The sequence below is a fragment of the Lysinibacillus sp. ZYM-1 genome (assembly GCF_001308875.1).
Taxonomy (GTDB): Bacteria; Bacillota; Bacilli; order Bacillales_A; family Planococcaceae; genus Lysinibacillus.
Genome location: NZ_KQ465140.1, coordinates 25,933 through 41,311, shown reverse-complemented (window position 1 = coordinate 41,311; position 15,379 = coordinate 25,933). Strand labels below are relative to the sequence as shown.

Below are 15,379 nucleotides of genomic sequence, written 5' to 3'. Positions count from 1 at the left end.
CCCCGCCCGCGGAAAGCGTCCGCCCGTAGTGGAAATCAACGGCTTTACTATATTTCATTGTAAAAGAAAAAAGACTGTAGGCAAACTCTCAAATTTTTTGAGTTTGTCTACAGTCTGAAATCCCCTCACATTTTCAGTGAGGGGATTTTCTTTGTGTGATTATTCGCCAAAAACCGTAACAACTTCGGCTGATTTTTTACGTTCTTTTCCTTTTGGTACTTCATCAAAATAACCAACTTGTAACATTGCAATGACACGCTCACCAGGCTGCACCTTTAAGGCCTCGCGGAACTTTGGATTGTCTAAGAAGGCTGGTGTTTTCCAGCAAGAGCCTATCCCTCTATCCCACGCTAGTAGTTGCATATTTTGAATAAAAATACTTGCTGCTGCGTAATCTTCTAAACGTTCTTTTTGACGAGCATCCTCAGGCACGATAACAAAAGCATAGCCACCAGGTAATGTAAATTTCATCATTTGCTTTGCCAAATCTTCGCTTGAAAATTCCTGCCATTTTGGAATTGTTAGGTCGCGTAATAAATGATGTAGATCTTCTAATTCCTTACCACAGGCTACAACTAAACGCCAAGGCTCACGGTTACCGTGGTTGGGCGCCCAAACTGCATCGTCGATAACAGCCATTAAATCGTCACGATCTACAGGTTGACCATTAAACTTTTTAATGGAACGACGTTGAATAATTGCATCTCTAACAGATAAAAATTGTTCGCTCATATATCCATTCTCCTTCTACCACAAGACAACATATTAGAGTTTATCTCTTCTATCTTCCACATTATCATAAAATGATATGCTTTAACACTATCTCTTATTAAGCAAAGCTGTCATCTATATGATAGAAAAAGTAAGTCATACTCGGCGTATAAGCAGTGGAATCCTCGTAAAAATACGGTCGATTAATACTATCCGAAGTATGAGCATTCACATAAGGAATGCCGTTTTGAATACTTGTGACAATAACAGAGTGATCAATTTTTCCATTTCCTTGGAAATCATAAAAAATAACGTCTCCAAGCTCTAATTCTTCAGCTGTTTGAACACGTGTACCCTTCAATCCAATAGTTGATCCTTCTAAATACCATCTTAAAGAATGAGCAACAGACCAGCTAAAGCTCCAATTTCCCTGTTGAATCCACCAGCCTTTATCTCTACTGGGTGCTCCTCGCATTGGTGCCCCACCCGCAAGTAAACATTGAGATATATAGTTCGTGCAGTCTACATCAAAGTTAGGAAAAGCTGGATTGCGTCTATTCCACCATAAATTGGCGTACTGTACAGCAGCTTGCCTATTATAAATCTTTGCCATACATCCCCTCCTCATGCCATCATATGTCTCTTCAAGTATTTCTATTAGTTAGGTCCTTACTCATATTCTTGTTGAAAATAGTTATACTCAGCGTGTTCCTTTCCATTTTCAAGGACATTTTTGCTACAATAAGAATATAAGAAATGTGTGAATTTATTTTATGACCAGAAGGGATGTTAAATGTGAAGCAGCATGCTGAGAAAGAAATTTTACAGCCTACTCTTTTATGCGATAAAAAAGGTAATTTAAATCCAGCAGCCATTGGATTCGCACGTAAGCCTCTTATTAACAGTAATTTAAGCGGCCATCTCATGCGCAAAAAGAAATGGAACTATTGGTGTGTCTATGGTGACGAAATCTTATTTTCCGCTACGATTAGTCATCTAGATTATGCAGCAGTCTGCTTCGTCTATTTCCTTGAATATGAAACGCAGCGCTATTTCGAAAAAACGATTACCATTCCCTTCGGTGGTAAATTAAAAATGCCTACACAGGTTTTAGAATCCGTATCGTTTAAAAATAGCGAAATGATGATTGATATACTACATGTACAAAGTGAAACCCATCTATCCGTTTCCATTCCAAACTTTGATGGAGATATTTTACGTGCAAAGCTCATCATTCAGCATCCACCAACAGATGAAACCTTAAATGTTGTTATCCCTTGGAATCGTAAAACATTTCAATTTACAGGTAAGCACCATATACTCCCAACTTCAGGTGTTGTCACAATTGGTACTCGTCGTTATAATTTCTCAGCTGAAGAGAATTTCGCTGTCTTAGATTACGGCCGAGGGGTATGGCCACGTGAAGCATTATGGAATTGGGGAATGGCCTCTCAACGGGTCCGTGGAAGACGAATTGGACTTAATTTAGGAGGAAAATGGACAGATGGCACTGGTATGACTGAAAATGCTATTTTTGTTGATGGTAAAATGACAAAAATACATGAGGATTTATTGTTTGATTATAATTCAGAAGATTATATGCAACGCTGGAAAGTAAAAACTAAATTCTCCCATCAAGTTTCATTAACCTTCTCTCCGTTTTTTGAACGTGTAGCCTATACAAATGCTAAACTGGTTAAATCAGAAGTACACCAATTATTTGGTTATTATGACGGTTCCATTTTGCTCGACAATGGTGAAACATTGGTTATTCAACAAATGCTCGGATGTATTGAGGAACATCGGGCAAAATGGTAATGCTAACCTTATAGAAGACGCCGCTTTCCGTGGGTATTACTTAGATAGTCATTCCACGGAAGTCGAGCGCCCTTCACTCACCCTCATGTTGCTCTAACTAAGGGCTACTAACATTTTCTCCGGATCATCAGTAAATATCGCTTGTATCCCAAGCTGCTGTAGATATCGAGCATCTTGCTGCTCATTGACTGTATAAACACGTACAGTTGCTCCTTCGGCGAGCGCTAGTTTAATTGATTTGCGATACGCTGTTGGTAAACTAACATGCATAGCTTTAGAGGGAATGAGAGAAATGTAAGTAGTAAAATCCACTAAAACCTCTGCAAACAATGCAGCACTTTCAATATATGGCGCTATTTGTGAGACTGTTTGCAACGACTCATGATTAAAAGAAGAAATTATGACCCTCTCTGTCATTTGTTGAGCAGCTACTTCCTTAAGTACAAGTGCCTCAATCCCTTCATATGCAAACACATCTGTTTTTAGCTCGATGTTAATACGGTGGTTTGTACCAGCAAAAAGTTCTAATACTTCCCCTAACGTTGGGATCACTTCTCCACTATAATCTAGTGAGTACCATGAACCAAAATCAAATGTACGTAATTGTTGTAATGTAAAATCTTTTATATAGCCTGAACCATTGGAGGTACGATCAATTGTTTCATCATGAATGACAACTACCTCTTTATCTGCTGTTAAATGAACATCTAGCTCAATACCTGCGATAGGAAGCTCAGATGCTGCTTGAAATGCAACAATTGTATTTTCAGGGTAGTTAGCAGAAACACCTCTATGTGCAAAAATATCCAAAATTATTAACCTCCTTTTTAAGGTAACAATATTTCCAAACCTCAATATAATCGTAACATAATCAGCTTTTAAGCTTTCACTTGATGGTAAATATTATATATAGTAGTATGATAATCTACTTTGAAATTGTAAGTACCTAGGAGGTGCTAAAAAAAATGACTGTAAAACATCCTGATTTTCAGGCTGAAGTAGAGCGATTAGCGTATACCCAAAGTTATATGCAACAAATATTAAATGAATCACAAAGAGATTTACAATCCGCTCAAGAAAATATTCGAAAATCGATGGCAGATCTTGATTACTTAGATTCGAGTTTGAGTTATTTAAACATCTTAACAAATGCACGATTCTTTGAAATGGCTCGTCATCAAAAAGAAGGATTAGAAGCTGTTCAAAAGAAGCCTTATTTTGCCAGGATCCATTTTCAAAAAACAGGTGATCCTCAAGAATTTCTTTACATTGGGAAAACCTCGTTGTTTCATCGTGAAACACATGAGCCAATTATTGTTGATTGGCGTTCACCAGTAGCTAATGTCTATTATGACGGTCGCCTTGGTGATATGGAGTACGATGTCCGTGGTGAAATTCATAAAGGGCATCTGTTTGCTAAGAGACAATATAAAATAGAAAATGGCGAGTTACTCGATATACGTGATATTGACTTAACTACGAACGATGAACTCTTGCAAGAAGCATTGGCTGGAAAAGCAGATGTCCGTCTAACCGAAATTGTCTCGACAATCCAAAAAGAGCAAAATGAAATTATTCGCGCACATCTTCGTCAACCAATTATTGTCCAAGGAGCCGCAGGTAGTGGAAAAACCACCATAGCCCTACACCGAATATCCTATTTCCTCTACACAATGGGCGAACATTTTAATCCTGAACAGCTCATGATTTTAGCACCGAATAGGTTATTTATCGATTATATTGGTGATGTCTTACCAGAGCTAGGTGTCGATAAAATATGCCAAACTACTTTTACAGACTACGTCCTTTCCGCCACTAAATTAAAACTAAAACTTCAAAATCCTAATGAGCAATTAGAATCACTTGTTGCTGGAGGAAATCATCAGCCATCAGCCTGGATTGCTGAAATGAAGGGCTCTCTATATTATCGAGATGTTATCGAACGCTACGTTCAGAAGCTAGAGCAAGATATTGCAGAGCAATTTGAAGATGTTTATATTGAAAGATACTGTATTATGAGAGCCTCTCATCTTAAGAAGCTGTTTTTATATGAATTTTCTTATATGCCTATCGAAAAACGGCTTGCACATATAAAAAAAGTGTTAGCAAGCCATGCTCGTCAGAAAAAGCAGGCTGTCTTAGCTACACTGCATAAAAAATATGACGAAGCACTTGGTAAGGCTTTAAATGGTATTAGAGATGATGAGAAACGTCGACGTGTCGTAACAAAATTTATCGATGAACGAGATGAGCGAATTCCTGCCATTGAAAAAGAAGCAAAATCAACCGCAACTGTGTATATGCGCCGCTTTTCCAAACATAACATTAAAACGCTCTATCGTTCGCTTCTCACCAATGCGGAACTCTTAGCCGAGCTGGCTCCTGAATGGCATTACCTAGAACAACAACAATTTTTACTGGTACATCGTAAAGAACAATGGGTACTTGAAGATCTAGCTGCACTTTATTATTTACAGGCACGCATAAAAGGCATTGCGGATGAATGGAAAATGCGCGTTGTCTTTATCGATGAAGTACAAGACTATAGTCTATTTCAGCTTGCTGCTTTAAAAACAGGTCTTGATACAGATATGTTTACAATGGTTGGTGATTTAGCTCAAGGAATTCATAGCTATCGTTCATTAACTGCTTGGGAGCCTGTCCAAAGTTTATTCCCCCGAGCAAGCTTTCGAACTTTGCAAAAAAGCTATCGAACAACCATCGAAATTATGGAAGTTGCCAATCGAATTTTAGCAAAAATGGATGAACAACTTCCTTTAGTAGAGCCAGTTGTTCGTCATGGCAATGTACCAAGCTTTATTCAAGCGGATCAATTTGATGCCTTAAAAATTAAAGAAATATTTGAAACGATTCGTCAGTACGGACATCGATCAATTGCCTTGATATGCAAAACTACCGCTGAAGCAATAACTATGCAACAAGATTTAAAGGCCAACCAACTGCCTTCACAGCTATTAACTGAAAATGAATCTATTAATCAGGAAATGTTGCTGGTTGTTCCAAGCCATCTAGCTAAAGGACTTGAATTTGATGCCGTTATCGTAGCTGCGTTTGATACTCCCTTTTACGACACGGCCATTGATCGAAAGCTACTTTATGTAGCACTCACACGAGCAATGCATGAACTTTACTTAATAGGTCCATCCAAAAATACATTTTTATTAGAAAATTAAAAAGTCGCTATTGGGCGACTTTTTTTATACATCATCAATTTCTTGGTGGTAATCGATAGAACTTCCCTTTTGATAGATAGGCCTTAACCACTTTCCACCATGAACTAGGCGCTTCCTTCGGAGGAGACTTCTTTTTAGGCAATGCTGGCATGCGCATGATCACGACTCCTTTCATAAAGCTTATTAATACTATATGAAGATAGTACGCAATTATGCTAAAAAGGGCGCTGAATTGATTTTAAAATTCACTCCCCCGCCCTTGTTACTATTGTTTTACATAATAATCAATTTGCTGTGCCTTCATGAAACCTGCCTTTTCATAGACAGATATCGCTTTTTTATTGTCTACTTCAACATCTAACATCACGAATGCTGCGCCTGTTTTACTCGCATAATCCTTCGAAAATGAAAGTAATGCCGTTCCAATACCTTGGCCTTCACAATTTGGATGAACAGCAAGTGCGGTCACCCATTGTATTTCATTTTCCTGAGCTGTCGTCACAGTTCCAACAACTCCTCCATCTCGATAAGCAACCCATAGCTTTCGTCCATTAGTGGACGTATTAAAAGCGATAAGTTCTGTTGATTCTTCTGGTAAATCACCAAAAGCCTCACTATAGATAGTAATCAGCTCAGCCTGTTCGCCGTCATAGGGAAGAATGTTAATATCGGTTTGTAATGTTACAGGCTCTGCTTTTGTTTCTAAGGTTGCTTCAGAAAAGCTGTAAACATAATCTTTATTTTCAATAAATGTGTGTCCATATGGGGAACCGTCAATAATAACAGCCAATTGCCCCTCTGCTGCTCGTTCCTTTAGCCCAACTTGTATACCTTCAACTAATGCAGTTCCAATCCCCTTTTGGCGGTATGCAGGTGTCACCACTAGTGACCACTCATATGTATGGAGCCCTATCATATCAATGGCACTTGCAGCCCCAACTAACAAATCCTGCTCATCCTCATACGCTAATACCATAAAGCCTTTCGATTCGAAAGAGCTAGCCATCGGCACATTCATAATAGTCTCGTATACTCGATAATCATGGATTGTCGCTTCTTCACATAATAATTTTACTTCCTTTAATGTTTCTCCATCCAATGGGAAAGACACTGTCATCACTGAAATATTCATTGTTTACTCCGTTCCTGTATCAGACTATTGCCCTATTGTAGCAATAATAAAAATAAGCTGGCAACTAAATAAATTGATACCCTCTATTAATCAGAATTTTACTTCAAATAGTCAAATAATAAAAGGATTTTTACTATAAAAATTCATTAAAACGACTAAAATTTACTATGAATTCTAGATATAAAATAATCTAATAAACACTTTAAATTGTCATTACTTAATCTTTTTACCTAGTTACTTTCAAACTATATACTATTCCCTACTTTTTTATATTAATTATACTATTTATTCAAATTAATAACATTTATTAACGCTACTAAAAAAGAGTAATTTCAAATGAAATTACTCTTTTGATAGTAGTTATTAATCGCTATTCTTCTAGATGATGAGAGGAAGAGTGAAGCATTTGAGCATACAAACCACCTGATTCGATTAGTTTTTGCTGTGAACCAGCTTCCACTAACTCTCCTTTATGCATGACTAAAACCATATCGGCATTATGCACTGTATTTAATCGATGTGCAATAACAAAGCTTGTGCGGCCTTGCATTAGTGTGTCGAGTGCCTCTTGAATCGCCATTTCTGTTACTGTGTCAATACTGCTTGTCGCTTCATCTAACAATAAAATTTTCGGGTCTGCAATTAGTGCACGTGCTATTGATAGTAATTGTTTTTGGCCTTGAGAAATCTCTCGTCCATCTGCAGCGAGAATGGTATCGTATCCATCCTTGAGCTTCATGATAAAGTCGTGTGCATTAGCACGCTTAGCTGCTTCCTCAATCGCTGCATCACTTGCATTCAATTGACCATATCGGATATTATCTCGAACTGATGCCTCAAATAAAAACGGATCCTGTAATACAAAAGCCATTTGGGAACGCAGTGATGGACGATCAATGTCCTGAACATTAATGCCATCAAACAATACTTCGCCCTTTGTCACTTCATAGAATCTTGCAATAAGTTGAAGGATTGTCGTTTTTCCAGCTCCTGTTGCTCCTACGAGCGCTACCGTCTGTCCAGGCTCTACTTTAAAATTAACATTTTTTAATGTGTAAGATTCTTCTTCTTGTTCATATTTAAAATATACTTGCTTAAATGCTACATGTCCCAACAACTGATGCTTTCGTTCTGAGGCAGATTCTACTTCAGGTTGTTCATCCAGTAACGCAAATACTCGCTCAGCACCCGCAATAGCTGATAGCACCGTATTAAATTGATTCGCTAGATCATTTAATGGGCGTGTAAATTGCCGAGCGTATTCAGTGAATATAACAATAACCCCTATCGACACATGCCCATATAAAGCAAGCACGCCCCCTATACCCGCTACAATTGTAAAGCTCATATTATTTAAGAAGTTCATGACCTTCGGAATATAACCTGAATATGTCTGTGCCCAAAACCCTGTTCTTTTTAATCGCAAGCTTTTTTCCTGAAACTCTGCTTTCATTCGTTCTTCTTGAGAAAAAGCTTTTACGATTCTTTGCCCGGAAATGGTTTCTTCTATCATGCCGTTCAGTGCCCCCATAGCAGCTTGTTGTTCCTTAAATAAAGGAGCGGTACGACGCGTAATCCAACGCATCGCCCAAAACATAATGGGAATAATGGTCATCGTTAATATTGTTAACAGTGGACTTAAACTCAGCATAATAATAACTGTTCCCCCAAGCGTTAGTACACTTGAAAACACCTGGATAAAAGAACTATTCAATGTTGAGCTAACAGCTTCAATATCATTTGTCATACGACTCATCAATTCGCCATGCTGACGACGATCAAAGAACGCAATTGGCAGTCGTTGAAAATGCGCAAATATACTTGTTCTTAGCCTATATATCGTTTGCTGAGCAATACCAATCATCCAAAAATTTTGAAGGAACAGTGAAACTGCTAACAGCATATAAATGCCAATCAATAAAACAATCCCCTTACCTAAGCCAGTAAGCTCACCATGCATAACATAGTTATCAATCATTTGGCCGATTAAATATGGGCCAACCAAAGCCAAAATCGAACTAGTCATAACTAGTAAAAGGACTACGATCAGAAGTGCTCGTTGCTCATCGACTATTTTCCATAACCGTAGCAATGTACTTTTCCAATCACTTGCACGTGGCCCTTTCTTTTTCTTCATAACCTGTTGGAGATCGTCCTTAGTCAAAATCGGCTCATAGCCAAAAGGTTTCTGGAAAAATCCCATTATTCCTCGACCTCCTGTTGAGAGATTGCAATTTTTTTATAAAGCGTTGAGGTTTGTAAAAGCTCTTCATGCGTTCCATATGCAACCACTTTTCCAGCATCAATAAGTAAAATACGATCTGCACCTTTAGCTGTACGAATTTTTTGTGTAACTACAAGCATCGTAGCATGCTCTTCGCTCAGTGCCTCCCACAGTGCCTGTTCTGTTTTGACATCTAGTGCACTTGTACTATCATCGAGCATTAAAATATGTCCTCTTCTCAAGAGTGCTCTTGCAATGGATAGCCTTTGCTTTTGCCCCCCTGATAAGTTGACGCCTTTTTGCCCAACCTTTGTAGCATAACCATTTGGGAAGTCCTCGACAGACGCATGTATTTGAGCTTGCATTGTAGCCTGTAGTACTGCATCCATTTCAGCATGTTCATCTCCCCAACGCACATTGTCCGCAATACTGCCTGTAAATAACAAGGACTGTTGAGGGACATAACCAATGACTTCACGTAAATCTTGCAAATCCCACTGTTGAACATCCCGTCCTTCCACTAATATCCTCCCTGCCGTTACTTCATAAAAACGCGGGATAAGCTGTAATAAAGTGGATTTCCCAGCACCTGTCGCCCCCATAATCGCTAATTTTTCACCGGATTTAACTTGGAAATTGACGTCAGACAGGACCGGAGATTCTCCTCCTGGATACGTAAAACTAACATGTTCAAATGTTAACTCACCATATCGCATATCATGGCTAATTTCTTCTGAAAATGAAGTATCCTCAACCTCATTTTCCGTAGAAAGCACTTCTGCCATACGTTCAGCCGAAGCCTTTGCGCGCGCATAAAATATAATTATAAAAGCAAACATTGAAAATGAGCCTGTCATACGCATCGCATAGTTGACAATAGCTACAATATCTCCTAGTGGTGTTGTCCCTGCAGCAATCTGCTTTGTGCCGAACCATATTACGGCGAGCAGGCTCATATTCATAATGAATAAAAGAACTGGCATAATATATTCCATTATGCGTAAAGCCTTTACAGTATCAAATTTCAAACGAGATGCAACTTCATCGAAGCGTGTAGACTCATATGTCCCCCGTAAATAAGCCTTTACCAATCGAATAGCCTGTAAATTCTCCTGCAAAACCCTATTTAAACGGTCGACTCTTTTCTGCACACGTCCAAAATATGACACACCCTTTGCCACCATAAAAATAAGAAAAAGAAATATAATAGGTGCACCTATGACTAAAAACAACGCTAATTTGGCATTCACAAAAAATGCCATTACAATACTCCCTATAACAGCTAGTGGTGCACGAAGCATAATACGTAAACTCATAAATAGCACCGTTTGAACTTGTGTAACATCATTCGTTAATCTCGTAATTAGGGATGCCGTAGAGAATTTTTGATAAGTGGCTAGTGTAAAGGATTGAATCTTATCAAACATGGCATTTCGTAGATCATAAGAAAAGCTCTGGGCTGTATGGGATGAAAAGTATGAATTAATAATGCCTGCCATAAAGGCAACAAATGAAAGTCCAAGTAAAACAGCGCCCCATTGCATAATCATTCCGTGATTTTGAGCCCTTACCCCATCATCAATTATTTTTGCCATAATGAGTGGCTGTACAAGCTCTACAAATAATTCTAATAACATTAAACATAAAGCAAAAATAGCCGTCCATTTATAGGGTCTTACATAGGAAAAAATTTCTTTCATATTCTTTCCCCCTTATCTAGAGATAAATTATAAGCTAGTTAAAAAATCCTAACACTATAGTATATTTATGCTTTTTCACCAGCAATCGATAGCCACGTTACACACACAAGCATAACGAATACCCCAATTAATTGCCAAAAACCTAAAGAAGTACCGAAAACAATAACTGAAATAATCATAGCTGTTAATGGCTCAATGCTGGAGAGAATACTCGTCTCTACAGCTGTTATATATTTCATACTACTTAAAAACAATATGAAAGCTACCGTTCCAAAAAATATTAAAGCAATCATCAACATAAGAATCTTAAAATTCATAAAGACTATCCATTGGTTGGACAGCCAAACACGACTCACTATGCCTAATGTAAGTCCACCTATTAGCATTCCCCAGCCAACTACTAACAGCACACTCCATTCTTTCATTAGGCGTGCAGGATATAATGTGTAAAAGGCAAAGGTTAAGCCCACTGCAATACCCCACAGCAATGCTTTTGGACTAATAAGTAAACTATTAAATGAGGCGTTCGTTAGTAATAGAAACAACCCCATAAGGGTACCAATAATTCCTATTACTTGATATTTTGGTGGCCATTTCTTTAAACTAAGAGAGACATATGCCACAACAAATATTGGCGCTAGAAACTGTAGTAAGGTAGCTAGCACAGCATTACTTTCATGAATCGCTGCTACAAATGCAAATTGAACACCTAGCATACCTGCAATACCGAATACAATGAGCTGTCTACCCCATAGTTTGTGCTGCCAAATACAGAAGATATTTTTTCCCGTTAACAATAAATATGTAAGTAGTATGATACCTGCAACCGATAAACGGATTGTTAACATAAAGGAAACTGTCAATGGTGTGTGGTTAAGTAACCACTCCATCAAGGGACCCGTTGCTCCCCATAACATAGCACCCGAGACGATAAATATTATTCCTTTTAAACGTTGCATACCAATCCTGCTTCCTATATACGTACTAAAAAATGTTATTTTTCTTCAAATCTTTTCTTAAACATCACTAGAAAAGTCCTATTTTTTCTCATTATCAAATATTTACAAATATATTCATAATGACTAATTCCATATAATTATCTATAATATTAGTATATATTGATTACCCAAGGAGATCGAAAACTCATGAGTCATATGCATAAATCATTTACGATTGATGAACATTATTTAAATTCACTTCCTTTTCCTGCAATTATCATAAATCAAGATGGACAAGCCACTATCTGGGGAAAGAGCGCTGAACATCTGATTGGTTTATCAACTAATGATATTACAGGAAATACTACTCCATCTATACACGAAAATCTACTACGTCAGCTTCCAGTAGAAACTTTTCAATCTATCTTACAGAATGAGGACAGTACGTATATAGAAAAAATTCAATTACACACATCTTCAAAAACAGAAATGCCGACAGCACTGCTTGCCAAGCCTTTTACAGAACAAGGAGAACGTTTTATTTTAATGATTTTTATGCTGCCAGAACTAATGACTACTGCTGTCTCTCATTGCAGTACATTTGTAGATCTTAAGCAAGGATTGGATGCTACATTTATGACTGTAACACTCGATCACGATGGTTTTATCTTAGAATGTAATAATGAGTTTCTAAAAACAAGCCAATGGACACCAAAGCGTGTTATTGGCAAAACATTTTGGCAGCTGTTCCCGGATAATGAAACAAGTGAAAAAGTAACAAATACTATCTGGCGTAATTTAAACAACGGTCATACGTGGCAAGGTGAAGTTGAAAAAATGACGAAAGCAGGACAATCCTATTGGGTACTGCTAACGGCTATCCCAACCTTTAATCTGGAAACAAATGAACAACAATTTTTCTTAATTGAAAAGGATATTACTAAATCAAAAACTATCCAACACCAACTTGAGAAAATAGCTTATATCGACACAGAAACTGGGCTGATGAATGCCCATCGACTTGAAAAAGTGATTAGCAATATGATTGAGGATGACAGACACTTTTCTTTTGTCTATCTAAGTATTGATAAATTTTATACTTTAAAAGAACTGCACGACCAACAAATCGATCAAAGTTTGATTATTGAATTTACAAATCGTATAAAGATGTATTTCCAAGACAGCACGATGGCTCGTATTAATGAAAATGATTTTGTTGTCATCACACCTTTAAGTGAATGGTTTATTCAAGGCTTTTTATCATACTTGCAGCAACACCCTATTTATAGTGGCAATATTGCTGTACCCATTTCTATTAGTGGTGGTATCACAAGGTATCCAGAAGATCAAACAACCTTCTCTCAGCTAATGAAAGCTTCTATTGCTACTATTTCAACCGTGCGTGAAGCTGGCGGAGATAAAATTGTGTCACTATCAACAGCAACACATAAGGCTTTAAATCGTAAAGCATTAATTGAAAAGCGGTTACTACAAGCGCTTGATCAAAAGAATTTAAAGGTCCTTTATCAGCCACAAATTGATGTATACTCTGGCAAAATCACAGCTGTTGAGGCACTTGTACGTTGGGAAGATGAAGTAATTGGTGTTGTTTCACCGGATGAATTAATTCCGATTGCTGAAGAAACAGGACTAATTAATAATATTGGATCCTTTATGTTAGAGAGAGCTTGCGAACAGGCGTTAATTTGGAAAAAAGCTGGCCATGATTTAAAGGTATCCATCAACTCTTCTGTACGAGAGTTCCGTGATAAAAATATGGCTAAATCCATTCTTGAAATGATTGCCAAAACAGGTTGTCCAGCAAATCTTTTACAAATTGAGATTACTGAAAAATTTGCTTTAGAGGCCGAAGCAGCCACTTTTATTGCTCAGCAAATGCGCAAACTTGAAAACGAAGGCATCTCCTTTATTTTAGATGACTTCGGCACTGGCTATGGATCCTTTAGATATATGCAAATCTTACCAATAGATACAGTGAAAATCGATCAAACATTCACGAATTCTTTGTTAAAATCCGAAAAGAGCCAAAAGCTTATGAACGGTATGGTACAGCTAGGTAAATCTATGGAGCTTAAAGTCGTAGCTGAAGGTGTCGAAACGGCGGAACAGGCCGATTTGTTAATTACTTATGGTTGCGATGCTATTCAAGGCTACTATATTAGTAAGCCTATTACATCAGATGAAGTTGAAGCATTGCTAGTGAAGAAATTATAATTTAAAGAAGGAGGCAGCGTATAATATCATATACGTTGCCTCCTGTTATTTTTATTTTTTATAGACCTTTTGTATTTTCACTTTACTTGAACGGACTGAACGGAAAATGAGTTGAATAATTACTTCCGCAAAGACAAGTCCAATAACAATAGCCCCTGTTATTAAAAATGCTTTTAAGCCATATTGTAAGCCTTGTAAGTAATCATCCTCTACAACATTTCTCATTGCATTATAAGCCATGCCCCCTGGCACTAACGGAATGATTCCACCAACAATAAAAATAATCATTGGTATTTTAAAACGTCGCGCATATAAATGGGCCACAATTGCAATGACAAACGAGCCAAAGAAAGAGGCCTTTACAACGTCCATCCCTTGCTCTGTTAAAATATAATAAATAATCCAGCCAATTACCCCAACAAGACCACAATGAAGTAGTGTCTTTCTAGGAACATTAAAAATGATGGCAATCCCTGCCGTGGCAAAAAAACTAACAATTAATTGTATGATAATGTCCATTATATGCATGCCAATTGCCTCCTAAAATCCTAGGGTGACGGCAATAGCTGCCCCTATGGCAAAGGCAGTTAAAAAGGCCTCTGCTCCTTTTGCCATCCCTGACATAAAATGACCTGCCATTAAATCACGAACTGCATTCGTAATCAAAATTCCTGGTACGAGCGGCATAACAGAACTAATAATGATTTTATCGAGCTCTGTCCCGTAACCATACTTTACTGCAAAGAAGGCAACAAAGCCGAGGACGAGTGATGCTGTAAATTCAGAGAAAAATTTTACTTTTGTTAAATGATTAGTTAATACAAGCATTAGGAAGCCTAACCCCCCTGCTAAAACAGCGATAGGAAAATCGGACCACCCTCCCTTAAACATAATAAGGAAACAACCACTCGCAAGAGCAGCTGCAAAAATTTGTAAATAGGTTGGTAAAAAATAATTTGTTTTTTGTATCGACTTTAGCTCGTCATAAGCTTGTTCTAATGTTATCATGTGAGATGTGAGTCTCCGAGATACTGAATTTACCAAGGCTATTTTTTGTAAATCTGTAACCCTACTGGAAATTGATGATATTCTCGTCGGCTGTGTCTTGCCTAACGAAAAAATGATTCCAGTCGGTGTGGCATAACATTGAGCATTTGGCATATTTTGAGAATGTGCCATCCTCAGCATTGTATCCTCCACACGGTATGTTTCTGCACCACTTTCAATCATAATACGCCCTGCAAGCAACAAACAGTCAATCGTAAGTTCATTATCCGCTTCTTGTAAGACCATTACTGCTATCTGCCTCCTTCAAAAGGTTCCTTGCCAATAGTATCGAACTGCCAATAAAAACACAACTGAAAATTTCAGCAAAAAATTTGGTTTTCTTTCAATTTTATTTTTACTTAAATTGATCTTGGATTGTT

At 37.7% G+C, this 15,379-nt stretch carries 13 protein-coding genes; 3 read left to right on the top strand and 10 right to left on the bottom strand.

Going from position 1 to position 15,379, the window contains the following annotated elements; translation table 11 throughout:
- Positions 1-159: 159 nt before the first annotated feature.
- Entirely contained in the window at positions 160-732 is a 573-nt protein-coding gene (locus tag AO843_RS20375) for a nitroreductase family protein (RefSeq protein ID WP_054612906.1), read from the bottom strand.
- Positions 733-829: 97 nt separating this feature from the next.
- Positions 830-1,324 carry an amidase domain-containing protein gene (locus tag AO843_RS20370; protein ID WP_054612905.1) on the bottom strand — a complete coding sequence of 165 codons (495 nt, stop codon included), beginning with the start codon at positions 1,322-1,324 and terminating at the stop codon, positions 830-832.
- Positions 1,325-1,506: 182 nt separating this feature from the next.
- On the opposite strand from AO843_RS20370, the gene AO843_RS20365 reads away from it, so the two are divergent.
- Positions 1,507-2,529, top strand: a complete 1,023-nt coding sequence (locus AO843_RS20365) for a DUF2804 domain-containing protein (protein ID WP_054612907.1) — start codon at positions 1,507-1,509, stop codon at positions 2,527-2,529.
- Positions 2,530-2,622: 93 nt separating this feature from the next.
- On the opposite strand, the gene AO843_RS20360 is transcribed toward AO843_RS20365, so the two are convergent.
- Entirely contained in the window at positions 2,623-3,339 is a 717-nt protein-coding gene (locus tag AO843_RS20360) for a glycerophosphodiester phosphodiesterase (RefSeq protein ID WP_054612904.1), read from the bottom strand.
- Between the two features lie 155 nt (positions 3,340-3,494).
- Between AO843_RS20360 and helD the strand changes: the two genes are divergently transcribed.
- Positions 3,495-5,723, top strand: a complete 2,229-nt coding sequence (gene helD / locus AO843_RS20355) for an RNA polymerase recycling motor HelD (RefSeq protein WP_054612903.1) — start codon at positions 3,495-3,497, stop codon at positions 5,721-5,723.
- 34 nt (positions 5,724-5,757) lie between these two features.
- Here the strand turns inward: helD and AO843_RS25440 are convergent, their stop codons facing one another.
- The 5 genes from AO843_RS25440 to AO843_RS20335 form a co-directional block, all read right to left on the bottom strand.
- Positions 5,758-5,880, bottom strand: coding sequence for a hypothetical protein (locus AO843_RS25440; protein WP_255350390.1), 123 nt, complete (start codon positions 5,878-5,880; stop codon positions 5,758-5,760).
- 108 nt (positions 5,881-5,988) lie between these two features.
- Positions 5,989-6,855 (bottom strand): GNAT family N-acetyltransferase, encoded by an 867-nt coding sequence (locus tag AO843_RS20350; protein ID WP_054612902.1) that lies wholly within the window; start codon positions 6,853-6,855, stop codon positions 5,989-5,991.
- A gap of 370 nt (positions 6,856-7,225) precedes the next feature.
- Positions 7,226-9,058, bottom strand: coding sequence for an ABC transporter ATP-binding protein (locus AO843_RS20345; RefSeq protein ID WP_054612901.1), 1,833 nt, complete (start codon positions 9,056-9,058; stop codon positions 7,226-7,228).
- Positions 9,058-10,779, bottom strand: a complete 1,722-nt coding sequence (locus AO843_RS20340; RefSeq protein ID WP_054612900.1) for an ABC transporter ATP-binding protein — start codon at positions 10,777-10,779, stop codon at positions 9,058-9,060. Before AO843_RS20340 ends, AO843_RS20345 begins: the two co-directional genes overlap by 1 nt.
- A gap of 65 nt (positions 10,780-10,844) precedes the next feature.
- Positions 10,845-11,738 carry a DMT family transporter gene (locus tag AO843_RS20335; protein WP_054612899.1) on the bottom strand — a complete coding sequence of 298 codons (894 nt, stop codon included), beginning with the start codon at positions 11,736-11,738 and terminating at the stop codon, positions 10,845-10,847.
- A gap of 186 nt (positions 11,739-11,924) precedes the next feature.
- Between AO843_RS20335 and AO843_RS20330 the strand changes: the two genes are divergently transcribed.
- Positions 11,925-13,952: an EAL domain-containing protein gene (locus AO843_RS20330; protein WP_054612898.1), complete on the top strand. Its 2,028-nt coding sequence runs from the start codon at positions 11,925-11,927 to the stop codon at positions 13,950-13,952.
- Positions 13,953-14,003: 51 nt separating this feature from the next.
- On the opposite strand, the gene AO843_RS20325 is transcribed toward AO843_RS20330, so the two are convergent.
- A complete protein-coding gene (locus AO843_RS20325; RefSeq protein WP_197278970.1) occupies positions 14,004-14,471 on the bottom strand; it encodes a threonine/serine exporter family protein in 468 nt (155 codons plus the stop codon).
- Positions 14,472-14,492: 21 nt separating this feature from the next.
- Complete coding sequence (locus AO843_RS20320; RefSeq protein ID WP_054612896.1) at positions 14,493-15,245, bottom strand: threonine/serine exporter family protein; 753 nt, start codon at positions 15,243-15,245, stop codon at positions 14,493-14,495.
- Positions 15,246-15,379: the final 134 nt, after the last annotated feature.

Coding starts and splice junctions, on each gene's coding strand:
- AO843_RS20375 (WP_054612906.1), bottom strand. CDS start 732: ATGAGCGAACAATTTTTATCTGTTAGAGATGCAATTATTCAACGTCGT.
- AO843_RS20370 (WP_054612905.1), bottom strand. CDS start 1,324: ATGGCAAAGATTTATAATAGGCAAGCTGCTGTACAGTACGCCAATTTA.
- helD (WP_054612903.1), top strand. CDS start 3,495: ATGACTGTAAAACATCCTGATTTTCAGGCTGAAGTAGAGCGATTAGCG.
- AO843_RS25440 (WP_255350390.1), bottom strand. CDS start 5,880: ATGCGCATGCCAGCATTGCCTAAAAAGAAGTCTCCTCCGAAGGAAGCG.
- AO843_RS20350 (WP_054612902.1), bottom strand. CDS start 6,855: ATGAATATTTCAGTGATGACAGTGTCTTTCCCATTGGATGGAGAAACA.
- AO843_RS20345 (WP_054612901.1), bottom strand. CDS start 9,058: ATGGGATTTTTCCAGAAACCTTTTGGCTATGAGCCGATTTTGACTAAG.
- AO843_RS20340 (WP_054612900.1), bottom strand. CDS start 10,779: ATGAAAGAAATTTTTTCCTATGTAAGACCCTATAAATGGACGGCTATT.
- AO843_RS20335 (WP_054612899.1), bottom strand. CDS start 11,738: ATGCAACGTTTAAAAGGAATAATATTTATCGTCTCGGGTGCTATGTTA.
- AO843_RS20330 (WP_054612898.1), top strand. CDS start 11,925: ATGAGTCATATGCATAAATCATTTACGATTGATGAACATTATTTAAAT.
- AO843_RS20325 (WP_197278970.1), bottom strand. CDS start 14,471: ATGGACATTATCATACAATTAATTGTTAGTTTTTTTGCCACGGCAGGG.
- AO843_RS20320 (WP_054612896.1), bottom strand. CDS start 15,245: ATGGTCTTACAAGAAGCGGATAATGAACTTACGATTGACTGTTTGTTG.